General features: G+C 56.1%; 18 protein-coding genes. 12 read left to right on the plus strand and 6 right to left on the minus strand.

The window, feature by feature from the left end:
• Window positions 1-58 precede the first annotated feature (58 nt).
• The 8 genes from QM579_RS08265 (at window position 59) to gcvH (ending at window position 8,190) form a co-directional block, all read left to right on the plus strand.
• On the plus strand, window positions 59-880 hold the full coding sequence (locus QM579_RS08265; RefSeq protein ID WP_414998692.1) for a TatD family hydrolase: 822 nt from the start codon (window positions 59-61) through the stop codon (window positions 878-880).
• 718 nt (window positions 881-1,598) lie between these two features.
• Window positions 1,599-2,435: a phosphate ABC transporter substrate-binding protein gene (locus QM579_RS08270; protein ID WP_414998693.1), complete on the plus strand. Its 837-nt coding sequence runs from the start codon at window positions 1,599-1,601 to the stop codon at window positions 2,433-2,435.
• Complete coding sequence (locus QM579_RS08275; RefSeq protein ID WP_414998694.1) at window positions 2,422-3,384, plus strand: PstC family ABC transporter permease; 963 nt, start codon at window positions 2,422-2,424, stop codon at window positions 3,382-3,384. Before QM579_RS08270 ends, QM579_RS08275 begins: the two co-directional genes overlap by 14 nt.
• Window positions 3,381-4,268: a phosphate ABC transporter permease PstA gene (pstA, locus tag QM579_RS08280; RefSeq protein WP_414998695.1), complete on the plus strand. Its 888-nt coding sequence runs from the start codon at window positions 3,381-3,383 to the stop codon at window positions 4,266-4,268. The genes QM579_RS08275 and pstA overlap by 4 nt, the downstream gene beginning before the upstream one ends.
• Window positions 4,265-5,029, plus strand: a complete 765-nt coding sequence (locus QM579_RS08285) for a phosphate ABC transporter ATP-binding protein (protein ID WP_414998696.1) — start codon at window positions 4,265-4,267, stop codon at window positions 5,027-5,029. The genes pstA and QM579_RS08285 overlap by 4 nt, the downstream gene beginning before the upstream one ends.
• Window positions 5,030-5,345: 316 nt before the next feature.
• Window positions 5,346-6,332: a lipoate--protein ligase gene (locus QM579_RS08290; RefSeq protein WP_414998697.1), complete on the plus strand. Its 987-nt coding sequence runs from the start codon at window positions 5,346-5,348 to the stop codon at window positions 6,330-6,332.
• Window positions 6,333-6,602: 270 nt separating this feature from the next.
• Window positions 6,603-7,685, plus strand: coding sequence for a glycine cleavage system aminomethyltransferase GcvT (gcvT, locus tag QM579_RS08295; RefSeq protein WP_414998698.1), 1,083 nt, complete (start codon window positions 6,603-6,605; stop codon window positions 7,683-7,685).
• A 118-nt stretch (window positions 7,686-7,803) separates the two neighbouring features.
• Window positions 7,804-8,190 carry a glycine cleavage system protein GcvH gene (gene gcvH / locus QM579_RS08300; protein WP_414998699.1) on the plus strand — a complete coding sequence of 129 codons (387 nt, stop codon included), beginning with the start codon at window positions 7,804-7,806 and terminating at the stop codon, window positions 8,188-8,190.
• Between the two features lie 167 nt (window positions 8,191-8,357).
• Here the strand turns inward: gcvH and QM579_RS08305 are convergent, their stop codons facing one another.
• Entirely contained in the window at window positions 8,358-8,537 is a 180-nt protein-coding gene (locus tag QM579_RS08305) for a hypothetical protein (protein ID WP_414998700.1), read from the minus strand.
• Here QM579_RS08305 and gcvPA point away from each other — a divergent pair.
• Both gcvPA and gcvPB read left to right on the plus strand, forming a co-directional pair.
• Entirely contained in the window at window positions 8,531-9,862 is a 1,332-nt protein-coding gene (gene gcvPA / locus QM579_RS08310; RefSeq protein WP_414998701.1) for an aminomethyl-transferring glycine dehydrogenase subunit GcvPA, read from the plus strand. The two genes, QM579_RS08305 and gcvPA, sit on opposite strands and share 7 nt — an antisense overlap.
• On the plus strand, window positions 9,859-11,307 hold the full coding sequence (gcvPB, locus tag QM579_RS08315) for an aminomethyl-transferring glycine dehydrogenase subunit GcvPB (RefSeq protein ID WP_414998702.1): 1,449 nt from the start codon (window positions 9,859-9,861) through the stop codon (window positions 11,305-11,307). Before gcvPA ends, gcvPB begins: the two co-directional genes overlap by 4 nt.
• Window positions 11,308-11,595: 288 nt before the next feature.
• Here gcvPB and secA read toward each other — a convergent pair whose 3' ends face one another.
• Window positions 11,596-14,169: a preprotein translocase subunit SecA gene (secA, locus tag QM579_RS08320; RefSeq protein ID WP_414998703.1), complete on the minus strand. Its 2,574-nt coding sequence runs from the start codon at window positions 14,167-14,169 to the stop codon at window positions 11,596-11,598.
• A 638-nt stretch (window positions 14,170-14,807) separates the two neighbouring features.
• Window positions 14,808-15,173, minus strand: a complete 366-nt coding sequence (locus QM579_RS08325; RefSeq protein WP_414998704.1) for a molybdenum cofactor biosynthesis protein MoaE — start codon at window positions 15,171-15,173, stop codon at window positions 14,808-14,810.
• A gap of 85 nt (window positions 15,174-15,258) precedes the next feature.
• On the opposite strand from QM579_RS08325, the gene QM579_RS08330 reads away from it, so the two are divergent.
• Window positions 15,259-18,009, plus strand: a complete 2,751-nt coding sequence (locus QM579_RS08330; RefSeq protein WP_414998705.1) for a hypothetical protein — start codon at window positions 15,259-15,261, stop codon at window positions 18,007-18,009.
• Window positions 18,010-18,553: 544 nt separating this feature from the next.
• Here the strand turns inward: QM579_RS08330 and mdlC are convergent.
• Entirely contained in the window at window positions 18,554-20,167 is a 1,614-nt protein-coding gene (gene mdlC, locus QM579_RS08335) for a benzoylformate decarboxylase (protein ID WP_414998706.1), read from the minus strand.
• A 281-nt stretch (window positions 20,168-20,448) separates the two neighbouring features.
• Between mdlC and QM579_RS08340 the strand changes: the two genes are divergently transcribed.
• Entirely contained in the window at window positions 20,449-20,796 is a 348-nt protein-coding gene (locus QM579_RS08340; protein ID WP_414998707.1) for a DVU0772 family protein, read from the plus strand.
• Between the two features lie 302 nt (window positions 20,797-21,098).
• On the opposite strand, the gene mgtA is transcribed toward QM579_RS08340, so the two are convergent.
• A complete protein-coding gene (gene mgtA / locus QM579_RS08345; protein ID WP_414998708.1) occupies window positions 21,099-23,801 on the minus strand; it encodes a magnesium-translocating P-type ATPase in 2,703 nt (900 codons plus the stop codon).
• 735 nt (window positions 23,802-24,536) lie between these two features.
• Window positions 24,537-25,082, minus strand: a 546-nt coding sequence (locus QM579_RS08350) for a hypothetical protein (RefSeq protein ID WP_414998709.1), incomplete at its 5' end; no start/stop codon positions are given.

Below are 25,082 nucleotides of genomic sequence, written 5' to 3' on the forward strand. Positions count from 1 at the left end.
TGCCCGGTCCGGCTTGCCCTTGCCCACGCGCATTGATATGTATCGGCGCGAGGTAAGTATGTCCAAGAAATCCGTTGAACGCATTGATCCCATCTCCGTAGCCCTGCCGCTTGAAGGCGTGGACAGCCATGCCCATCTGGACGGTGAAGAATTTGATCAGGACCGGGAGAGCGTGCTTGAGCGCGCCCGCGCCTGTGGCGTGGCCCACGTGGGCAACGTTTTTCTGGGGCCGGAAGATTTTAACTCCAGACGGCACTATTTTGCCGGCCACCCCGAGGTGTTCTTTCTGCTGGGCATCCATCCCTGTCACGGGCAGGAATGCATGCCCGACACGCTTGAGGCCATGCGCCGTGCCTTCAGCGAGGAGCCCCGCCTGAAAGCGGTGGGTGAGATAGGTCTGGATTTTTACTGGGACGACTGCCCCCGCGAGGTGCAGTATGAGGTTTTTTCCGCCCAGTTGCGGCTGGCGCGCGAAGTGGAGCGGCCTGTGGTCATCCATTGCCGCGAGGCCGAAGAAGAAACTCTTATGGTTCTGGAGTCGCAGGGGTTTAAAGATTACCCCCTGCTGTGGCACTGTTTCGGCAAGGGGCCGGATCTGGCCCGGCGCATCATAGGCAACGGTTGGCATATTTCTGTACCTGGCCCGGTGACGTATAAAGCCAATGAAGATTTGCGGCAGGCCGTGATTGGCATCCCGGCTGACCGCCTCATGCTGGAAACGGACGCTCCCTATCTTGCGCCCCTGCCCTGGCGCGGCAAACGCAACGAACCTGCCTTTACGGTATTTACCGCGCGAACCGTTGCAGAAACACGTGGAGAGGAGCCTGAAGACCTCTGGCGCATGTGCGGGCAAAATGCCCGTCGGTTTTTCGGCGTATAATCGCCTGCAGGAAAAGCTGGCTGTTGGTGTTTTACTATACATGCAGTACAGGAAAATGGATTTTTACCTTCCTTGACCAGGCAAAAACCATCAGATACTCTTTTAATTATGGTTGTCCTTTGTAATACATTGGTAAATTCTCTGTGGAGAAAGTGCCGGAGCAGTGTTCCGCTTTTTGCGAAACCTGCCGCCGTCAAAGGACACCTGTTCCGTTTTTCCGGCGTCACCTGATCGGCTGTCAGGTGGGGCTGGATGTCTCCCGTGCTCGGTTAGCGAACAATTGTAAACACAGTTCGCAAGGGCGGCTTCTTTCCTACACCTGACTTCCGGCGGCGTGGTCTCGCCTTTTAGGGCATTTTCGTCTTGAAATGCTCTGGCGGCTGCGTGATCTGACGCCCGCTGTGAAGGCGCAAGCCTGATTTATTGGCGCGGCAAGCACAGCAACAAGCGTGTCTTAGAGTCGATTGACGTTGAAATGCATCACATTTCAACGTTACCGTTCTGCACTGTCGTTCTGCCGACTGCCGGAAAAAACGACGTTGTCAGAATCCACGGCGCGTTGCGGCAAGCTGCACTTTTGTGTAGCGTTAGAGTATTTAACTTTTTCAAAATTTACGTGCTCTAAAATTTGAGTATATACGTTTTCAACGTGAATCCAGTCTGTTGAGTAGTGCGGCGCACACGCGTCATCCATTCATACTAACCGTAGGAGACAGTCATGAAACGTGGAATCCTTGCGGCTCTTTTGCTCTTGTGCGGCATGGGCACAGCCTTTGCCGCTGCCCCGGCCACTCCCCTTGATGCCTTTAAAGGGCAAAAAGGCGTCATAGACATTGCGGGGGGCACCGCCCATATTCCCGTCATGAAAGAAGCCGCCAAGCAGATTATGGAGGCCAACCCCGACGTGCGCATTACCGTGGCCGGGGGCGGTTCTGGTGTGGGCGTGCAGAAGGTGGGCGAGGGCATTGTGCAGATCGGCAATACTGGCCGCGCCCTCAAACCTGCGGAAGTGGAAAAATACGGCCTTGTAACCTTTCCTTTCGCCATTGACGGCGTAGCCGTGGCGGTCAACCCGGCCAACAAGGTTGCGGGACTGACCAAGGCTCAGATCAAGGATATTTTCTCCGGCAAGGTAGCCAACTGGAAAGACCTGGGCGGGGCCGACGCTGCCATATCCCTCTATGTGCGTGAAGACGGCAGCGGCACCCGCGAAACGTTTGAAGAGCGCGCGATGGACAAGGGCACATCCGCTGCCGGGGCCAATGTGGTCAACTCCAACGGAGCAATGAAAACTGCCATCAGTCAGGACCCCAATGCCATCGGCTATGTGGGCATCGGCCATCTGGACAAAAGCATCAAGGGCCTGAACGTGGACGGCATGGCTCCCAGTCAGGAAAATGCCGCTTCCGGCCAGTACACCGTCACCCGCCTGCTGTACATGAACACCAAGGGCGAACCCCAGGGCATTATCAAGGGGTTTGTGGACTATATCTTTACGCCTGCCGGGCAGGAGATAGTGTCCAAGGCTGGCTACATACCCTATGTCAAAAAGTAGGGGACCCGCAGTTTGTCAGGCTGGAAGCGCTACGGCGCTTCCGCCTGCGGGCCCGCAAGGGGCGGACCATACAGACAGCCCTGGCTGGGTCTTGCGTTTATCTGCCTGGCTGGCAGTGCTGGCCGTAATTCTGCTTTTTGTCATGATTTTGGCTGCGGCCCTGCCCGCAATACAGGTTTCCGGCCCTGGCAGCCCTCTGGATTGGGTCTGGCAGCCTGCGCAAGGGCGGTACGGCATCTTGCCAATGTGTGTGGGTTCGCTGGCGCTGGCAGCTCTGGCCTTGTTGCTTGGCTGGCCATTGGCCGTGGGCCTGAGTTGCTGGCTGCTTACCGAAGAGAATTCCAAATTTCTGCCTCTGGTTCGTTTTGTTCACGGGCTGGTGCGCTTCATGACCACGGTGCCCACTGTGGTTTACGGCTTTGCCGCCGTTTTTCTGCTTACGCCCCTTGCGCGAACAACGCTGGGCGGCACAGGCATGTGCCTGGCTGCTGCGGCTCTTATGCTGGTTCTGCTGGTTTTACCTACAATGACGCTGATCCTTATGGCGGGCTTGCGCCCCCGGCTTGACAGGCTTTGCCCCTGGGGTCTGGCGCTGGGGTTCAGCCGTTTTGACCTGATGCGTCTCTTTGTGCTGCCCAGGTCTGGCCGCAATTTGGCCAGTGCCGCAGTTCTGGGCTTTGGCAGAGCAGTGGGCGATACATTGATTCCCCTTATGCTGGCGGGCAACGCCACGCAGGTTCCCGGCGGTCTTTCTGAAAGCATGCGCAGCCTGACAGCGCATATGGCTCTGGTTACTGCCAATGAGGTGGGCGGGGCTGCCTACAATTCCCTTTTTGTGGCGGGGCTTGTGCTGCTGGCGGTCAATACCGCGGCAAGCCTGGCCTTGCGCCGCCTTGTGCGCCGGGAGGCTTCCACGGGTCCTGGCACGAAACAGGCGGTGACAGCATGAGGCGCGGTGTTTTTTCGCAGGGCTTTCTGCGTTGGCTGCTGCGTCTTTGCGCGCTGATCCCCTGCGTGACCGTGCTTTTTTTGCTGGGTTTTCTGATTGTTAAGGGTGCGCCCCAACTGGGCCTGCATCTGCTTTTTGACACTGTACCGCCTTTGGATGCCTTGCTGGGCCGCCGTCCTGTTTGGGACGGACTGTGGCCTGCCTGTGCCGGAACCCTGTACCTTGTGGCCCTGACTATGGCGCTGGCCCTTTTTCCCGGTGTGGGCTGCGGGCTGTATCTGGCCGAGTTCGCTCCGCCGCGTCAGGCCGCGCGCATCCGTCTGGCTATGGACGTGCTGGCGGGCACGCCGTCCATTGTTATGGGGCTGTTTGGCTTTACCCTCATACTTTTTTTGCGTCACTCTGTCTGGCCGGGAGCCAATACGTCCCTGCTGCTGTCGGCCTGTTGTCTGGCTCTGCTGGTTTTGCCTGTGGTTGTGACTACAACCAGTGAAGCGCTGGAGGCTGTGCCCGGCAGCCTGCGAATAACGGGCGCGGCTCTGGGATTTACGCGGCGGCAGCTCGCCCGCCGGGTTTTACTGCCCGCCGCCGGACCCGGCATATGGGGCGGAATCATTCTGGCCACGGGCAGAGCGGCGGAAGACACGGCGGTTATCATGCTTACGGGAGTGGTAGCCAATGCCGGATTACCCGCCGGGCTGGCAGACAAGTTTGAGGCCTTGCCCTTTTCCATATATTATATCTCTGCGCAGTATCAGGATAATGATGAACTGCTGCGTGGTTTTGGCGCGGCTTTGGTGCTGCTTTTGCTGTCAGCGGCCTTGCTTTTGTGCTCCCGTTGGCTGGAAAAACGCTTCCGTCGCCGCTGGCAGGGAGTATCATGAATATGGCAGTCCGTATCAGTGACCTGTGCGTGGACTTCGGTTCGCGCCGGGTGCTGCAACACATATGCATTGAAGCTCCCGCGAGGGGCATTACCGTGCTTGCCGGGCGTTCCGGCTCGGGCAAAACCACATTGCTTCGTGCCTTGAACCGGCTCAATGAGGCCTTTCCTCATTGCCGTACTTCCGGTCTTGTGGAGCTTGATCTGGGGCATGGCCCTGAGGCTATATACCCGTCGCCCGGCGTGAACGTGCGTCCCCTGGCCCAGCTTCGCCGCCTTGTGGGCATGGTCTTTCAGACGCCAAACGTGCTGCCCGTCAGCGTGGAGCGCAACCTTGCGCTTCCCCTTGAAGTGGTGGCGGGTCTGCCGCAGAAGGCGCAGCGCCATAAGATTGAAGAAGCCCTTGTGGGCGTTGGCCTGTGGAACGAGGTGAAGGACCGTCTTGATATGCCCGCTGCAAGGCTTTCCGGCGGGCAGCAGCAAAGACTGTGTCTGGCGCGGGCTTTGGCTCTGGAGCCAGGCATGCTGTTGCTGGACGAACCCACGGCTTCGCTGGATGTACACGCCACGGCAGACATTGAAGACCTGCTGTTACGGCTTGCCCGTCAGTATCCGCTACTGGTGGTTTCGCACAATCCGGAACAGGCAGTACGGCTGGGAGAGCGCCTGATAGTGATGACAGGCGGTCAGGTTCGGCAGACATTTGAGCGCGGGCAGGCAGATGCCGATACTTTGGCCCGCGCCCTTGATGCGACAGGATAAGATAGGGTAGGGGCACATAGGGTGGGTAAAGCCGAGTAGGGCCGCACAAGACCGGATAGCGCCGGATAATGGCGGATAAAACCGGATAAGGCCGAGCCGGACAGGACATGGCAGATCAGCCTTCTGACAATGAAGCCTGATTTTACCTTTACAGCTTGCCAAAGGGGCACGGTGCGCGGCTTTTGCTGGCAGCCAGCTTCACAGGCTGGCGAAAAACCTCAAGCTTTCACGAAATTTGTCAATAATCTTGGAAATATCCCGCCGCTCCCTTGACCTCTGCACCTGAAGCACGGCATTCTCGGTTTGAGGAGGAAGCATGGAACACCTGACTTTTTCGACTCTAGACCCGGCCTTCAACCTTGCCCTTGAAGAAGTCCTGTTTCAGACCCTTCCCGTCGGCCATCCCGGCTATTTTTTGCTTTGGCAAAATGGTCCTTCCGTCATTGTGGGCCGTCATCAATGCACTGTCGATGAAGTGAACGCAGACTTCATCCGGCGCGAAAACCTGCCTGTAGTACGCCGCATAACCGGTGGCGGAGCCGTATATCACGATACGGGCAATCTTAATTTTTCCTTTATTGAACACGCCAATGGCCGCGAAAAGGTGGACTTCGGGCGCTATTTGAAACCTGTGTGCGCAGCGCTGGCTGACCTTGGCGTGCAGGCCGAAATATCGGGCCGTAACGACGTCGAGGCCGGTGGCCGAAAAATTTCCGGCAGCGGGCAGATGCTGCGCCGGGGCAAGGTATTGCACCACGGCACCTTGCTTATAGATGTCAATTTTGAGCGTCTTGTGGAAGCTCTTAACGTAGACCCGGAAAAGATGCGCTCCAAAGGCGTTGCCTCGGTGCGTTCGCGGGTGGGCAATATTTCGGAATTCTGGCGGTCAGGCAGCGACATTGCCGCGTTGACTGAAGCGCTGATACGCCACTGCGCACAACAGCCTGGCTCGGCGGCAGAGACCGTCATGGCCGAGGCTGACAGGCTGGCTGACGAAAAATACCGCCAGTGGAACTGGAACTACGGGGCCATGCCCAATTTTACCGAGCGCAAGCGGCAGCGGTTTGATTGGGGAACGGTAGAGCTGCGCCTTGATGTGAAGGACGGACATATAGCGGCCTGCAAAATTCTGGGAGACTTTTTCTGCAATGCCGGCGAGGGCATTCAGGAACTGGAGCAATGCCTTGCGGGTATTTCGCGTGAGCCTGCGCAGCTTGAAAAAACACTGGTGCAGGCCCATATGGCCAGATATTTCAGCGGTTGTGACCCTGAAGTGATGACACGGTTTTTTGCACAACCGTGAGAACTTTAGAGCAGGTTAATTTTTACGGCGTTCTTATAGTTCAATATGCCTGGCGCGGTGAAGAATATTGTGCTGCGTTTCCAATAATTCGCGCTGGCGGCCAGAACAGCCCCCAGCGGTGGATGCTGATAATTTTTTCACGCTTCTTGTGTCTGCCCTGTGCAGATGGTATCCTTAGTTTATCAGTGCGTTGTCGGTGTCTTTAGGGTGCTGCATCCGGTGCATTGCACGCCGCAGTTATTTGTAATCACACCCAATCAAGGAGAAAACATGTCGGATTTGCGTACCCCGCTGACCTCCTGGCATGAAGCTCAAGGCGCGAAAATGGCTCCTTTCGCGGGTTGGCTCATGCCCATTCAGTATGAAGGCATTCTTGCGGAACATCTGCATACCAGAAAACATGCCGGGCTTTTCGATATCTGCCATATGGGCGAGTTCCGCATTGAAGGGCCGGGTGCCGCAGAAGCCCTGTCCCGTGCCGTGAGCCACAACCTTGAAACCCTGGCCCCCGGAAAATGCCGCTACGGCTTTTTGCTCAATGAAAAGGGCGGTGTGCTTGACGACGGCATCATCTATCGCTTTGGCCCGGAATCCTTCATGGCCGTGGTCAATGCCGCCTGCGCTGCCAACGATCTGGCCACCTTGCGCGCCCGGTTGCCCGAAAGCGTGAATATCACCGACATTTCGAACGAAACGGGCAAGGTAGACCTGCAAGGCCCGGATTCGCTGGATGTGCTTGAAAAACTCATGGGCGAAAATTTTCATGACCTCGGCTATTTTGGGTTCCGCGAAGCCCAGTGGCAGGGCGTGCCTGTTCTGGTTAGCCGTACGGGCTACACTGGCGAACTGGGCTATGAGCTTTATCTGCCCGCTGGCAAAACCGAAGACTTCTGGAAAGCCCTGCTGGCCGACGAACGCGTGAAGCCCGTGGGCCTTGGCGCTCGCGACACCCTGCGCCTTGAATCCGGCCTGCCGCTTTACGGGCATGATCTGGATGAAGACCATAGCCCTGTCGAAGCGGGCATGGGCCGCATGATGACAAGCCAGGCTGACTATGTGGGCAAGGAAGGAGCGCAGGCTGTGCATGAAGTTCTGGTGCCCCTCAAGATTGAAGGCCGCCGCGCCGCCCGCCACGGCGACGACATCGCCCTGCCTGATGGCACGGTGGTGGGCCGTGTTACCAGCGGTTCTTTCGCGCCCTCCCTTGGCTATGTTATTGCCTTTGGCTGGGTGGATGCCGCCCATGCGAACGGCGAAAATTTTGTGGTTCGAGCCGCCAGAACGGAACTGCCCGCCCATAAGGTGGAAATTCCTTTCTACAAGGAAGGCACGGCCCGCAAAAAGCTGGCCTGACTCCACGTGGCGCGAGCAGCGGCACAATGAGCCGCAGTCTCCGCCTTGCTGAATTTGTGATGGTTCGCGTACCGCCACGGTGCGCACAGTGTTTACAACTACTTTCAGGAGAATACACATGGCTACCAATCCCACGGATCTGTTGTACAGCAAAAGTCACGAATGGCTGCGTCTTGAAGGCGACGAGGCAGTAGTGGGCATCACCCACTTTGCCCAGGAATCCCTTGGCGACATCACCTATGTGGAATTGCCCCTGGTGGGCGACGAAGTGAGCGAAGAAGCGGAATTCGGTTCTGTTGAATCCGTCAAGGCTGCCAGCGACCTGGTTTCTCCGGTCAGCGGCGATGTCGTCGGCATCAATACCGCTCTGGAGCAGGCCCCGGAAAAATGCAACGGCGACCCCTACGGTGAGGGCTGGCTCATGCGCGTCAAGTACTCCCGTAAGCCTGAAGGCCTTATGGACGCGGCTGCGTACGAAGCTTTTTGCGCTACTGAAGGCCACTAGGCAATTTTAGGGAAACGCTGATTTATTCCGTTTGGCGGCGTTGCTTCACTTTTTTTGAAACAGTCGAGGACGAAAGAGTCCACTCCTGCTTCAAAAAAAGATCGCGCCTTGCAAACGAAACAACTGCGCGTTTCCAGGAGGCTCTTTAATCAGTGCTTCCTTAGAGCTTACTCAATGCCTTGAGGAACCGGTAACGGCCCCGGGGTTGCGGCCCAGAATTTATCGATGCGGTGTACCAGCCCGCCAGCCCTGAGCGGGCGGGCGCAGCCGCAGCTGATTGCAGCGGATACGCCCTTGCCCCTCAAGCACACGTCACGCGTAACATGTTCAAGGAGCAGATATGCCATATATCCCCCATACGCAGGAAGAGTTGCACGAGATGCTCTCCGTGGTTGGGGTGCGCGATCTGGACGGCCTTTTTGCCGATATTCCTCCGGAAATGCGCCCCAAACAGTTCAATCTGCCCAAAGGTCAGTCCGAAGCCGCAGTTTGCGCCTACTTTGAGGGGCTGGCCGCCAAAAACTGTCCAGATATCATGTCCTTCCTTGGCGCGGGCTATTATGCCCACGACATTCCCAAGGCTGTGGACGCTCTTTCTGGCCGTAGCGAGTTCTATACCTCCTACACGCCCTATCAGCCGGAATGCTCGCAGGGCACTCTTCAGGCTATTTTTGAGTTTCAGACTGCCGCAAGCCGCCTTATGGGTATGGATTGCGCCAATGCCTCTGTCTATGACGGCGGTTCCGCCATTTTTGAAGCGGCCATGATGGCTGTTCGCGCCACCCGCCGCCGTGTGCTGGTGGTGGACGAAGCCGTCAACCCCATCTGGCGGGTCATGCTGGCTTCCTACATTTCCAGCCTTGATCTTGAGCTCAAGACCGTGAAACAGGAAAAGGGCGTGAGCCGTCTTGACGCGCTCATGGCTGCCATTGACGACACCACTGCAGCCGTCATTGTGCAGAACCCCAACTTCTTCGGCGCTGTGGCCGACTACACCCAGGTGTTCGCCAAGGCCCGCGAGCACAAGGCGTTCGGCGTTATTTCCGTTTACCCGGTCATGCAGTCAGTGCTGAAAACTCCTGGTGAAATGGGTGCGGACGTTGCCGTAGCCGAAGGGCAGAGCCTTGGCATGCCCCTTTCATTCGGTGGCCCCTATCTGGGCATCATGACCTGCCGCAAAGAGCACATCCGTCAGTTCCCTGGCCGCATTGTGGGCCGCACCAACGATCTTGACGGCAAGACCGGATACGTGCTCACCCTGCAGGCTCGCGAGCAGCACATCCGCCGTGCCAAAGCCACGTCGAACATCTGCTCCAACCAGGCCCTGTGCGCCTTGCGTTCCCTTATCTATATGTCGCTGCTTGGCCCCTGCGGCCTCACGCGGCTGGCGGAAAACAACATGGCGCTTACACGCTATGCAGTGGAACGTCTTACCGCCATCAAGGGCATTGAACTGCTCAATGACGCGCCTTACGGCAACGAAGTGGCCCTGCGCCTGCCCATGCCCGCGCAGTCGCTGGTAGATGCTCTGGCGGCGCATGGATGCGTGCCCGGCTATCCTCTTGGCCGATACTATCCCGGTATGGAAAACGTGTTGCTGCTGGCCTGCACAGAACGCAACAGCCGTCAGCAGATCGGCATGCTGGCCGAAACCGTGGGAGGTCTGTTGTGAAAACCATCTTCGCAAAATCCGTGCCCGGTCGCAGCGCCTTTTGTATAGAATCCGACGCCCCCAAGGCTGCGGACATGCTGCCTGCGGGCCTGCTGCGCAAGGAAGAACCCCGTCTGCCCCAGTGCTCTGAACTGGACGTGGTGCGTCATTTTACCGGTCTTTCCAAGCTCAATTATTGTGTAGACGCCAATTTCTATCCTCTTGGCTCGTGCACAATGAAATACAACCCCAAGTTTACGGAATACGTGGCCTCGCTACCCGGCTTTACGCGCCTGCACCCCATGCTGGCGCAAATGGGCCGCAGCATCGGTTGCACGCAAGGCGCGCTTGAATGCCTTTATCAGGCTGAAAACATGCTTTGCGAACTGACCGGCATGAAGGCCTTCACCCTGCAACCGATGGCAGGAGCCAACGGCGAATTTGTGGGCGTCAAGCTCATCGCCGCCTACCACAAGGCCAAGGGGCGCAATCCCAAAAAGATGCTCATTCCCGATGCCGCTCACGGCACCAACCCTGCTTCGGCGGCGCTGGCGGGTTTTGAGGCGATCAATCTTGAATCCCGCGACGGCATGGTTGACCCGGATGCCATTGTGGCCGCCATCCAGAAGTACGGCGATGATGTGGCGGGCCTCATGATGACCTGCCCCAACACTCTGGGGCTTATGGAAGTGCATCTGCCACGCATTGTGGCGGAACTGCGCAAGATTGACGCCCTGCTGTACTATGACGGCGCCAACATGAATGCCATTATGGGCAAGATGCGCGTAGGCGATGTGGGCTTTGACGTGGTGCACCTCAACGTGCACAAAACCCTGTCCACCCCGCACGGCGGCGGCGGCCCCGGCGCTGGCCCTGTGGGCGTGAGCGAGTGCCTCATTCCCTTCCTTCCTGCCCCCCGTGTGCGCAAGGGACAGGACGGAGCCTTCCATCTTGACTATGACGTGCCGCAGTCCATTGGCTACATGGGCCCCTTCTATGGCAGCTTTGGCATTATGGTAAGAGCGCTTGCCTACATGCTGCGTCTGGGCGGCGATGGCCTTACCAGAGCTTCAGAATACGCGGTGCTCAACGCCAACTATCTGAAAAAGCGTCTGGAAATGACTCTGGACATACCCTATACCAACAGGCTGTGCGCCCACGAATTCGTGGCTTCGGCTCCCGAGGGCACCCGTGCTCTGGATATTGCCAAGGCTTTGCTGGACCGTGGCTTCCACGCGCCCACCATCTACTTCCCGCTGATCGTGCATGAGTGCCTTATGGCCGAACCCACGGAAACGGAGAGCAAGGAAACTCTGGACGCCTTTGTACAGGCTCTGCAAGACATCATGCTGCAAGCGAGGAGTAACCCGCAGGCTTTGCTGGATGCTCCCGTGACCCTGCCAGCCCGCCGTATGGACGAGACCGCAGCGGCCCGCAACATGATCCTTACGGAAGATATGGCCTAACGTCTTCTTTTTGAATGGTTAGTGGAGGAGGGGCTTTTTAAAAGACCCTCCTCCATATCTCCTTCTTCGAACACTTTTATTCCTGTTGCAATCTTTCGCAGACAGTGCCGTCTCGAACTCCTTTCGGAAATGACACGGCAGACTCAGTATAAATAAAAGGGGCCGCGCTTTGCGCGGCCCCTTTTGCTATCGGGCTGCTTCAGGTTCGTGATGTCTTGGTCTCTCGTTCGAAACTGGGCTTACAACCGGGACAACATGCCGGGAAGGCATGGCTCTAAAAACAGATTGCTATTTGTCCACGCCGCAGCATTTTTTGTACTTTCTGCCACTGCCGCAGGGGCAGGGATCGTTGCGGCCTATGCGGGGCGCAGCCTTGGCAGGAGTATTGGAAGCCTCTGCGGATTCGCCGCCGCCAGAGTAGGAGAGCTGGCTGGTGTCTTCCTTATGGCGGAATTCGCGCGCCAAAGGCTGACCCTGGGCTTCGGCGGTTTCAGGAGCCACCTCAATGGCGTCCACAATTGGCTCGGCAGGCGCTACGCGAATTCTGGTAAGAGCGCGGAAGACGTTTTCGCGGATCTGAAAGAGCATGGACTGGAACAGTTCAAAGCCCTCACGCTTGTATTCCAGTTTGGGGTCGCGCTGGCCGTAACCGCGCAGGCCAATGCCGTCACGCAGAGCGTCCATGTTACGCAAATGTTCCTTCCAGCAGCGGTCAAGTTCTTCCAGCATGAAGTAACGCTGAATGTCACGGTAGCTGTCGCTGGTTTCAGTCCTGAGGTCTTCCAGAATCTTGTGAACCAGCGGGCCACATTCTTCGCGTTCAGGCAGGCGGGCGTTTTCAGGCAGTACGCGGTCAAGGTTGAACACGTCGCGCAGACGGGAAAAAGCCGCGTGACGCACGCCGTCCTGATCGTCCACGGGCACGCTGTCCAGCGAGCTGTAAACATCGTCCAGCACGTCGTTCATGAATTCGTCCAGAACGGGGTCAAGATCTTCTTCGACCATCAGTTCACGGCGCAGTGCGTAGATAACTTCACGCTGCTGGTTCATGACGTTGTCATAGTCCAGCAGGGTTTTACGGATTTCAAAATGGTGCGCTTCAACGCGCTTTTGCGCGCCTTCAACCGCGCGGGTGACCATAGTATTTTCAATGGCTTCGCCGTCGCGCAGGCCCAGTTTTTCCATAAGGCCCTTGATGCGGTCAGAACCGAAGAGACGCATGAGGTCGTCTTCAAGCGACAAATAGAAGCGCGAGGAGCCGGGGTCGCCCTGACGGCCCGAACGGCCGCGCAACTGGTTGTCGATACGGCGGCTTTCGTGCCTTTCAGTGCCAAGAATGTGCAGACCGCCCAGGCCTACCACTTCTTCGCCCAGCACAATGTCCGTTCCACGCCCGGCCATGTTGGTGGCAATGGTGACCTTGCCGGCCTGACCAGCCTGGGCCACGATTTCCGCTTCTTTTTCATGCTGCTTGGCGTTGAGCACATTGTGGGGAATGCCAAGCTTGCTCAGGCGGTGTGAAAGCATTTCGGACGTTTCAATGGAAATGGTGCCCACAAGCACGGGCTGGCGGTTTGTATGCAGCTCGGCAATGGCTTCCACAATGGCGTCAAATTTTTCCTGACGGCTGCGGTAGATCAGGTCGGGATAGTCTTTACGAACCATCGGGCGGTTTGAAGGAATGGAGATGACTTCCAGATTGTAAATCTGGTGAAATTCCACGGCTTCGGTATCAGCCGTACCGGTCATGCCCGAAAGTTTTTCGTACAGGCGGAAGTAGTTCTGGAACGTGATGGAGGCCAGCGTCTGGTTTTCAGCGGCAATGGTCACGCCTTCCTTGGCTTCCAGAGCCTGGTGCAGGCCGTCTGAATAGCGGCGGCCCGCCATGAGGCGGCCCGTGAATTCGTCAACAATGACAACCTGATCTTCCTGCACGATATAGTCCACATCGCGCTTGAAGATCTGGTGCGCCTTGAGCGACTGCATGACATGATGCTGCGCCGTGATATTGGCGGGATCAAAGAGGTTGTCGAGCTTGAGCATTTCTTCGCAGTAGGCCACGCCTTCATCAGTAAGCATTGCGGTGCGTGCTTTTTCGTCCACAGTATAATGCTCGGGCTGGAGCTTGCAGACTATTTCGTCCACAACGCGGTAGTAGCCCACAGATTCGTCAGAAGCGCCTGAAATGATGAGCGGGGTTCGGGCTTCGTCAATAAGGATGGAGTCCACTTCGTCCACAATGGCGTAATTGTGGCCGCGCTGTACCAACTGATGCCCATAGAACTTCATGTTGTCGCGCAGATAGTCGAAGCCGAATTCATTATTGGTGCCGTAAGTGATGTCAGCGGCATATTGCTGCTTGCGCTCGTCATCATCGAGGCCGTGGACGATAACGCCCGTGCTCAAACCCAAAAATCCGTACAGCTGGCCCATCCAGGCCGAGTCACGTTTGGCGAGGTAATCGTTGACCGTGACCACGTGTACGCCCTTGCCAGACAGGGAGTTGAGCACCACAGGCAGGGTAGCCACAAGGGTTTTACCTTCACCTGTCTTCATTTCGGCGATCTTGCCCTTGTGCAGAACCATGCCGCCTATGAGCTGCACGTCATAGTGACGCATGCCCAGCACACGGCGAGATGCCTCGCGCACCAGAGCAAAAACTTCGGGCAGCAGGGCGTCCAGACTCTGGCCTTCTTCCTGAACGGCCTTCTTGTACTGAAGTATTCGGGCGGCAAAATCCTCGTCCGCCAGCTCTTGCATTTGTGGTTCCAAGGCATTGATACGCTGTACTTGGGGGCGCAGACGGCGCAAATAACGTTCGTTTTTGCTGCCGAAAATTTTCTTAAAAAGAAAGCCGAACATGAAGTCTCCTCTGTTGGGCACTGGCAAACCGCCTTTGGCCCGAATGTGCACGCTTGTAGGGCGCGTCAGCGCGACCTCAGAACCCACGGTCCTGAGCAGCCTGAGGGGCTGGCGGCATCTCACTAAAATAAGACATAAATGCCGGGTTGGCAATGCAGGCGGGCGCGGGCCCGGCAGGAAAATATGAAATTTGCTGGTATAAGGTGGGGGACACGGCCAGCGCATGCTGCGGGCCGTGCCCAGTGGCGCTCAGTTCCCGGTCAGCTATGCGAAAATACCTGCGGCACAAGGCCGCAGGGCTTCTAAAGGCAGGGCGATTTTAAAGCCGGGATATGCTCCTAGTCCAACGTCTGCATTTCAGGCAAGAGTATTTTTCGTAACCTGCTGAAATAAAACTCTCAAAATAGAGGCATAGAGGTGTGAGGATGAGCCCCCTTTGCAAAAGACTCTCCCATAACGCAGTTCAAAGTAAAATGATTTATTGAAGCAGCATATGCCGCGCCCCGTGCGCCGCTGGCATACGGCGACAAAAATCGTGTAAGGGCTTATTTTTCTGTAATGGCAGCCGATAGAACAGAAAAGGAGCCTCCTGCGGGACGCTCCTTCATTGGCTTGCTGGCGTTGTGCAAGTGTAGCCCTCAGGCTTGCAGATGTTCCTGCTTTATGACGGCTTCAGCCTTGATTCTGTCCAGCAGCTCAGCAAAGACGGCTTTGACGTTTTCGCGAATGTCGCCGGCAACTACCAGAAAGAGCACGTCATCGCCGGGCTTGAGCAAGCCTTCTTCGGCATCGGTCACAATGGCGAAAATGCCGGGGCGCTGCTCCATTTCGTGCACAATGGCAGCCATTTTTTCCCTGTCAGGAGTGATGTGCACCGCACTGACAGGCGCCTGGTCATTACGGGACCAGCCCCGTACCACGCCGTTGTGAACCAGCATCATGCCCACGTGATCGGCGAAGCCGGGACGGGCTTTGAGTTCCTGAAGAGTTTTGTTAATATCCATATGGACCGCCTTGGTTTGATCCACGTCTGATTGTGGCATTCCGGCAGTATATACCAGGCCCATGCCTCCATAAAGGATTTTGTTCATGGCCCATCTATCACAGTTATTGTCTCGTCTTCCTGAAACCCAAGACATGCGCATGAGCACGATGGGGCATGTTGTTTGGGTTTGCTGGCACGGCAAACTGGCCCCGGCTGTTGGGCAAACCCTGCTGAACTACGGCGGCATGCTGGTGGGTGAAGAAGAGGAACAGGCCCTGTGGTTCTTCTTTACTGACGACGTTTTTTTGGCCCTGGCCCGCCTTATGGTCTGGGGAAATTTTAATGAACTTCCTGTTAGCATTGAGCTTTTTCCTGGCAGGTTGCAGTTTGGCCGCAAGCGCGATGTAAGCCTGCTGCTAGATGCTGCGCTTCAGGCGCAGGAAATGCTGGTGCGCGACAGCCTTGAAGTATGGGTGCACCCCAAGAGCCGCGAAGGCAAAAAAAATCTTCCTGGCATTGATTTCGAGCGCAGTTCTGGCCGTCAGGGCATGAGCCCTGTGGATTGGGCCACCATGCTGGTTGACGTGCGCATGCCCTATGCCTCCACGCAGGCATGGTTTGCCATCCTGCATCCCTTGGGCAGCCCGTTGGACAAGGCATTCCAGAGTGGCTGGAGCGCCATGTTCAAAAAAATAGAGGGCTTGCTCCAGCGGCTCAAGATAAAATCCATCGTCAGCGGCTCCTTTGTGATGCTGGCTGTGGACAATCTGTTAATGCTGCGCACCTTTTTGCGCGACTATCTGCACAGTTTCGATAAAGAAAACGGAGAAGGCGGCGCATGCTGGCCCTGCGTTTGTGTGGTGGCTGACCGCAATAATTTGAATTTCAACAGTGACTTGCCCAAGAAGATCGGTTTGCAGTGGGACAACCTCATGCCGGACTTCCCCTACCTGAGCTATCGCAACGCCTACTTGCTCGGCGAAGGGTTCACTGTGCGCGACCTGCGCTACACTGGCGAACAGATGAGCATGGACAGCTGGTGCAATGTTCTTCTGGATGAGAACAGCCTCAGTGAGCGCTCCATACCGTTGCTCATGCCTTCGCAATTGACAGGCGGCGATGCGGCGGAAACTGGCTGCTTTTACTGCGGCGTTCACAGTCACACTGCGGTTCTGTGCCCCACGCGCTTCTGTCAGCCCAGCCCTCAGGATTTGTGGGAAAAGGTGGGCAATCTTGATCTGGACGCCATTAACGAGGGCTTCCGGCATATCGAGCAGGTGCTTACGGGGCAAGGCGTGGCGGGCTATGACACGCTGCTGGCTGAAGACAGTGATGCGGCGCTTGTGTTGCAAGGGGTGCTGGACATCAACGGCCCGTGCCAGTTGCGCAATGTGCCGCGGCATTGGCTGTACCGTATGCGCGAGCCCGAGTTTGATGAAACTCCTCCGGCCCGTGACGACAGCCCTGCCTGGGATTTGCTGGACAAACTGGTCGCTACCCCGCCCGAGGGACTGACGGACCTTGAAAAAAAGATTACCCAGGCCATCAGCCGGCATCAGCGCGATTCGCGCTTGCGCATGGTTTTGGGATTTTGTCATGTGCAGCGGCAGGATCCCGCCCGCGCTTCCAGCGCCTTTGGCGAAGCGGCCATGCTTGCGCCTTCCCCGATGCTTCAGGCCTGGAACGAATTTTTACAGGCCAGGCTGGAAGAAGAGCAGGGGCATTTTGGCGCCGCCATTGAGCAGTACGGCCAGATATGGCGTGTTATGCCCCAGTGGCAGGAAGTTCGCTACCGCGAAATCGTGTGCAAGGTCAAAATGGGCTTTGCCGAAGCGGTGCTGGATGCGCTGGTCAAACTTATTCGTGAAGATTCCACGTACTTCAACCGTGTTCTGGTGGACCCGGCTCTGGAGCGGGGGCGCCTGCTCATCCTTTCCTCCCTGTATGACCTGTGGGCCGAAGCCAAAAAGAAGGCCGAGGCTGACGGCGCAGCCATTACAGCGCTTGATTCACGGCTTAACGACTGGTTCTCACCGGAGCATCCCGTGCAGTTGCAGCTTGGGGCAAAGGTGCGCCAGCTGGAAAAACTTGCCAATACCAATAATTACATTGCCTATCTCAAGGTTGTGGAAGTGCGGCCAGTTCTGGAAAAAGAACTGGAGGAATGCATAAACCACGAAGTAGAAGAGCTGCGCAATAAATATAAATATTATCTTGATATAATTCAGGAAATAAGAGACGAAGCCTCGTGGTTTCCTTTTCCTACAGCCTTGCGTGATTTCAGCCGCGACTTCAACGAGAGTGCAGGCATCATAAACCGGGCCTTTTCTTGCAATTTTAAAGAAGCCGCTGCGTTTAAACGTACGCAGGCCGATACGCCGCGTCTGGCGGAGCTGCTGCGCAATCTTCGCAAGCGGCTGCAATTTTTGCGCATGGTACGCGATGGCACCTTGTTTGGCCTTACTATGGGCAAAACTTTTTTATGGCTGGAAATCGTAGGCCTGCTGCTTTGTTTTATCGGCGTGCCCGTAGTGGTTTTTTGGGGCGACAGTTTGCGGCTGAGCTGGTTGCGCGAAATTTTGGGCGACGACCAGTGGTCCATACAAAAGGTGCTTATTCTTATTGTGTCTGTCGTAGCTTTTGGTCTTGCGGCCTTGCGCACCACCCTTGTTTTTGACGGCAAGCGCGAAAAGCTGCTGGACCAGGCCAGAGTGCAGCGAGAGCAGGCACAGCAGGCACGGCTTGAGCGTGTGCGAAAGCAACGCCGGGCCGAAGAAGAAAAAGCCCGCCGAAGCCGTGAAGCTGTGGCAGCCCGCGAGGCGCAGCGTAAGCTGAAAGAGCGGCAGGGGGCATAGCTTTTTCAGGGCGTTGCAGATGCCAGAAATCCTCTGGCATCTGCCTTTTGTCCTTGAAGGATTGCGCCCGGCCTTTATTACGTTCTTATGGTGCATGCCTGAATGCAATACTTGGCAGATGAAAACAGTGTGCTCTTGTGGAACGATGCGAGAGTAGATCTGTATGCTTGGCGGGAGTAAATCCTGCCCGTCTGTATTAGCTGTCACAAGGCAGAGTAACTTTGAAAGGCATCATATTTCAAAGTTGTCATTCTGCCACCAAATAAAATTTTGTCAGAATAAACGCTGCGCTGTATTCTTATGCAGTATTAGAGTGTTTAGACCTTTTTTAAGTTTAAGTGCCCCAAGGCCTGAAAATTTTGCTGATAAAGCCCCGGACTGCACTGTGCAGTCCGGGGCTTTATGTTTTGTATTGCCTTGGCGGCATTTGGCCCGGCAGAGCAATTTCAGGCAGAATCCACGCCGCGTTGCTGCGTGCAGCACTTTCGTGCAACGTCGAGCATTTCAGTTTTTGAAAAATTGCAATGCTCCAACGTGAACTGCGCTAAATAAGTGGGGGAATCACAGGCGAAATGGGCACTTCCAGCACCGTGGGGCCGAGGCGCGTCAACGCCTGAGTGCAGGCCTTGCGAACATCTTCTGCCGTTTCCGCACGCACAGCCTCGCAGCCGTAGCCCTTGGCCAGCGAGACAATATCAAGCCCCGGCAAATCAAGCCCCGGTACCCCAGGGGTATTTTCAAGCGCGGCAAAGGATTTGAGTATGGCGTACTGCCCGTTTCTGGGAATGACAAAAAGCACAGGCAGGCCTTGCTGTGCCGCTGTCCAGAGTCCTTGGACGGAGTACTGCATGGATCCGTCACCTATGACGGCCACAACAGGGCGGTTGCGTTTGCTGTCCCGTTCGGCCAGGGCAATGCCGACGCTGGCGGGCAAACCCCAGCCCAGACTGCCGCTGGCGAAAGTATAGAAGGAATCAGGGGTGTTGATAGTCCATACTTTTCTCAGGGCTCCAAGATTGGAAGGTGTTTCTGCCACAAGAACCGTTTCGGCGGGGGCGGCTTCCCGCAGGGCTGTGTAAAGTTCCCGTGGGGTCAGCAGGCCGCTCGTATCGTGTGAGGCTGTGGTCTGCTTGCCCGGGGCAACTTGCGCCGGGGCGGGGTGGTTATTTCTTGGATGTACGCAAGCTGCAAGAGCTTCCAGTGCCAGTACCGGGTCGCTGAGCATGCTGTCGCCCACCGGGGCGCGTCCTGTTTCAGCTGGGTCGTCAGAGATGTGCAGTAGGCGCAGCCCCTCAGGAATGTATGGCCCAGGCACATAGGGATAGTAGCGAAAAACAGGAGCGCCTATGACAATAGCCACATCGTGCCCTTCAAGTTTTTTGGCCAGGGGGGCGGTGGCAAAGGGCAGCGCTCCGGCATACAGGGGGTGGTTTTCAGGAAAGGGCGGGCGTTCCGTGGCAGGCGCGGCCCATACGGGAGCGCCAAGCTTTTCCGCCAGGTCCACGGCCTGTTGCCAGCCGTTGCCACGCGCTATGGCTGCACCATAGACAAGAACGGGGTTTCGGGCTGCCGACAGTATAGCGGCGAATTCGTCAATGCGAGCCGGGTCAGGCCCAATGCGGCGGGTAACGCTGCGCAATATTGCCTCCCCCTTGGCTGGTTTGTCCCAGTCATCAAGGGGAATGGACAGAAAAACCGGCCCTGCCGGGGGCTGCAAAGCCATCGCATAGGCCTGCATGATGGCAGCCGGAACGTCTTCGGCCCGCACCGGTTCGTAGCTCCATTTTACCCAGGGTTTGGGCAGTTCAGCAGGCTGCACGTTGGTGAGCCACGGTTCCATAAGGAGCATTTCGCGAGTCTGGTTGCCCGCTGTGATGATGAGCGGAGTTTTATTCATGCTGGCCGAGAGAATATTGCTCATGGCGTTGCACACGCCTGCCGATGTATGCAGGTTTACCAGAGCTGGCTTGCGCGTGGCCTGGGCATAGCCGTCGGCGGCGCCCACGGCTGATGCTTCTTGAAGTACTTGTATGTAGCGAAAATCTTCTGGAAAATTTTTAAGAAATGTTTCTTCCGTGGATCCGGGGTTGCCGAATATGGTGGTGAGTTCAAGCTGGCGTAAGAGATTGAAGGTAACCTGGCGGATGGTTTCAGCCATAATGTCCTCCACAGTTGGTGGTAAGTTACTATTACTCCTAACATGTCTGTTATTACGCGGCAATAGGGGCAGAGTCCGCTGCCAGAAGTGCCGGAGGCTTTATGACGCATAACGGTATGTATTATATGTAAATTAATAATCTATAGTAAAAGTTATTAAAGCCAAGATGTCTCACTTAATTTATTTATTATTCAAGTGTGTTGCAGTGTTTTTCTCCTATTGGGACTTGCCAATTTTTCCAAGAATGATTATTGATAATATAAGCCAATGAGGAGGACACTATGTCGCAATTAAAGGACTTCGCACTTTTTGATATAGACTGGAATCTGACCCCCGAGCATGCTGTAACCATGTATCTTGAGTGGGGCAATAACGATTGGCATTCGGAGTATCCTCCGGTTCGCTCCAAGGAAGACGTGGCCCACTACTTTGTGGTCGACAGCTGGCAGAGCCCGCCTATGGTGCGACTTGTGCGACGTAACTCCGAAAGGGCCGATGATCTTATCAGCCTGCCCCTGCCCACGAATCTGATGGATGATTTCCGCAAGGAGCATGGCGACTGGCGTGGCATCAGCACCCCTACCCCTGAAGTAAAGTCCTGGCTCAAGCATGAGCTCGGACAGGAATAAACCAAAGGGCGGCAAACAGGCCTCCCCGGTTAAAAGCACATAAAAGCTGCGGAATGTGGGACAACCACAGCCGTACTATGGAAGTGAAACGCGTAAGGGGCCGCATAGCGGCCCCTTGTTTGTTAACCCGGCACCCCGAAATGGGCTTGCCGGGTTTTGTGTTATGCAGCCCATAGGTTGTTTGGCCTATGCAAATTGCTGCCTCACGATTTTGCTCTGTTTTAACAGTACTCTCTGACGTTTCCCACGCAGCAGAACGGCTGCTTGGCAATCTTGACCCGGAACGGCTTACTGCGGCGGGTCTAATGCCAGCGGCCAAACCTGCGGATGTAGACGACCTTCATTCCTTGCGCCACAAAGCAGTAGCAGAGCAGTGTGCCCACCAGCCAGGGAAAATAGCTCCAGGGCAGGGGCTGAAGTCCTACCATTTCGCCAAGTCCGGAGAAGGGCAGGTAGATGCCCAGGGCCATAACCGTTCCGGTCAGCAGCAACACCGGAAGCGCCGCCGTGCTCTGCACAAAGGGTATTTTACGCGTACGCAGCATGTGCACGACAAGAGTCTGGGAAAGAAGTCCCTCAACAAACCAGCCGGACTGGAAAAGTGACTGCATCTCCACGCTGGTAGCACCAAAGACAAACCACATGAGGGCATAGGTGGTGATGTCAAAGATGGATGACGTGGGGCCTATCCAGACCATAAAGCGCCCGATGTTTTTTGCGTCCCATTTACGGGGCTTTTGCAAGAACTCCTTGTCCACAGTGTCCCACGGCAGGGAAAGCTGCGAGAAATCATACATGAGATTCTGGAGCAGCAACTGAATGGGCAGCATGGGCAGAAAAGGAATGAACGCGCTGGCTACCAGCACCGAAAACACGTTGCCGAAGTTGGAACTGGCAGTCATGTTGAGGTACTTCATGATATTGCCAAATGTTTCTCTGCCCTTGATAACCCCCTGTTCCAGAACCATCAGGCTTTTTTCAAGCAGTATGATGTCTGCTGATTCTTTGGCGATGTCTGCGGCGGTATCCACAGAAATGCCCACATCCGCATCGCGCAGGCCGGGAGCGTCATTTATGCCGTCGCCAAGAAAGCCAACCGTGTGCCCGCCCTGTTGCAGGGTTTTGATGATCCGCGACTTCTGCATGGGGGTCAGCCGCGTGAAGACGTCGTGCCGCCGTGCCGCCGCAAGCAGTTCCTGATCGTTCAGGATGTTCACATCGTCTCCGGTGAGCACAGTGCCCGGATCAAGCCCGACTGAACGGCAAATCTTGGCCGTGATAACCGGGGTATCTCCTGTAAGCACCTTGACGCCCACGCCGTGTTCGCGCAGGGCGGCAATGGCAGCTTCCGCACTGTCTTTGGGCGGATCGAGGAACGTGAGAAAACCTCTGATGACCAGATCTTTTTCCGCTTCTGCGGTATATTGCTCCTGAGCGTCATTTTCGCTGATAGCCTTGGTGCCCAGAGCCAGCACCCTAAAGCCGTCGCTGTTGTAGGTTTCTGCCAGTTTCGTAAGCTTCTGTCGCCACTGAGCGTCCATCGGGAGGATTTGCCCCTGCACGTAAACCCCGGATGCTATGGACAGCATTTCTTCCACAGCGCCCTTGCAGACGAGAAGGTGTTTCCCGGCATCGTCGGACACTATGACGGAAAGGCGGCGGCGTACAAAGTCAAAGGGGAGCTCGTCCACCTTGTTCAGATGCCGTGGCAAACCGTTTTCAGGGTGTTGCTCGCCAAAGTGGACAATGGCCCTGTCCATAAGGTTTTTCATGCCGCTCTGATGAAAACTGTTGAGCCAGGCGAGGCGCAGCACGTCATCATCCCTGTTTCCCAATGCGTCCACATGGCGCTCAAGAATGATCTTGTCCTGCGTCAGGGTTCCGGTCTTGTCGGTGCACAGTATGTCCATAGCGCCGAAGTTCTGGATGGAGTTAAGGCGCTTGACCACAACCTTGCGGCGCGACATGGCTACAGCGCCTTTGGCCAGATTGGCGCTGACAATCATAGGCAGCATTTCGGGCGTGAGGCCCACGGCAATGGCCAGAGCAAACATGAAGGCGTCGCTCCAGTCGCCCTTGGAGATGCCGTTGACCAGAAAGACAACAGGCACCATGCAGAGCATAAAGCGAATCAGCAGCCAGCTCACGCTGTTGACACCTCTGTCAAAGGCTGTCTGGGCGCGGCTGCCCACAATGCTTTTGGCCAGCGAACCGAAGTAGGTATTGGCCCCCGTGGCGACAACAATGGCCGTGGCCGTGCCGCTGACCACATTGCTTCCCATAAAACACATATTGCCCGAGTCAAGCGTGCGGCCGGAAGAAGATTCGCCTCCGTCTGTATTGGCGGATTTTTGCGCCACCTCGCCAAGGGTATCGTATTTTTCTACAGGCAGCGACTCCCCGGTAAGGGCCGCCTGGCTGACAAAAAGGTCGCGGGATTGAATGAGCCGGATGTCGGCGGGAATCATGTCCCCGGCGGAAAGCCGCACAATATCTCCCCGAACCAGTTCACCCAGCGGAATTTCTCTGGTTTCAGACTGTTCCTCTTCATTGCGGCGCGTGACTGTGGCCGTTGTATGCACCATTGCTTTCAGAGCTTCGGCGGCCTTGTTGGAGCGGTATTCCTGCCAGAAACGCATAATGCCGCTCACAAACACCATCACCAGCACAATGATTGCCCCGGTGCCGTCGGTTTCTTCTCCGGCGCTCAGAGGAAGCCAGTAATCACTGTAAAAACTGACGGCACTGATGATGAGCAATACATAGATGAAGGGATTGTTAAAGGCTTTGGCAAGCTGGATCAGGGGGTGGGGCACACGCTCGCGGGCAACATCATTGCGGCCCTCGGCTTCCAGACGGGACAGGGCCTGAGTGTCAGTCAGGCCTTCACGGCATGCGTCAAGGCTGGCCATGAGCTCGCTGAGGCTTTTTTCAGAGGTATTGATGGCCAGAGGAGCCGTGCTGGTGCATACATGGCGTATTTTTTTGCAGAAATTGAAAAACATTGGCATAGCCTCCTGCCGCTTCAGACGCGCGGCGGAAGCATGCCTGTCTATTGGGAATAGAAGGAATGCAGCCTTGCGGCCGAAACAGCGGTAAAAAAGTTTCTGATTGCCATGCCCGCTACGAATGCTGGAAAGCTATTCGCTGCGGGGCAACTAGGGGGATGGTCCATAACTTTGGAACTCCTTTGCGGGGTGTCGCCTCTGTGGCGGCGGTTTGTGCGCCAGGGCACGTTAAGGGAAGCAGTTTTCGCAGGCTGAAGGCATTACCTTGCAGGCGCGACACAAGACGCCGCAGGCTCCGTGCCAAAAGCACGAAGAGTCCGGGGTGACGCTGTCAGCACCAGAAAGAGATTGCCGGCGAAAAAGGCTATGGCCAGCGCGATACAGAGAATGAGAGAGGTTTTCATGGCTCGCCTCCGATGCCCGAAACAGGCTGCGGCGAGCGGGAAGGAACCGTTACTGGCCGTGGCGTGCTATTTCAGGCAAACTGATTGCAACGTTTTGTCTACTACTGGGTAAACTGTCCATACGGTCCTTATCTTTGAAACAGAATTAAGAAGACAGCAAAGCTCTAGGTAATTTTGTAAAAACAGTCAAGGCCTCTGAAAAAAATTCATCATGTTCTGTAATAACAGGCGCGTAGAGGGTTATGTTAGGCAAGAAAACAGATAAAGCCGTTCACACTTCATATATGTGAACGGCTTTATCTTATAGATAGGTAAATTTTTTGAAGAACTACTTGCTAATAAGTTCGCGCGTTTGCGGCGTGAGACCTTTCAGGCTGTTAAACACTTCCAGAGCACCGAGATTTTCCGGGTCTTGAATAATGGCTATGAATACCATGTCCTTTGTGGCGTTAACCTTGGTCAGGGCAGAGGCTTTGAAGCCCTGGGTGCGCGGCTCGCCACTGAAAGACCAAAAATGGCCATCCTGCCGCGGTTCTGTGGCGTCAGCCTGAAACTGGGTCAGGTCCTGAGCAAGGTTTTCGCTTGTGGCCCCTTTTTCATTGGGCAGAACAAAGATGCTCACAAGAGCTCTGTAGTTGTCCTCGGCCTCATCCTTGAGGCCCAGAATCAGCATGCATTCTTCATCATTGCCGGAACGGAAGCCGGTGCGCTCCTCACCGTCCCAGCCTGCAGGCAGATTGGCGCTAAAGCGGGTAAAATCTCTGGATGTGGCCGCGGGCGTTTCCGGGGCCGCCTGCGCAGTCAGGGCACCAGAGCCGATGCTCAGGGCGCAGACAAAAAGAAGCAGAAGAAAGAGGGGAAAGCGCATTGAAAC

Source organism: Desulfovibrio sp. (genome assembly GCF_047607245.1).
Taxonomy (GTDB): domain Bacteria; phylum Desulfobacterota; class Desulfovibrionia; order Desulfovibrionales; family Desulfovibrionaceae; genus Desulfovibrio.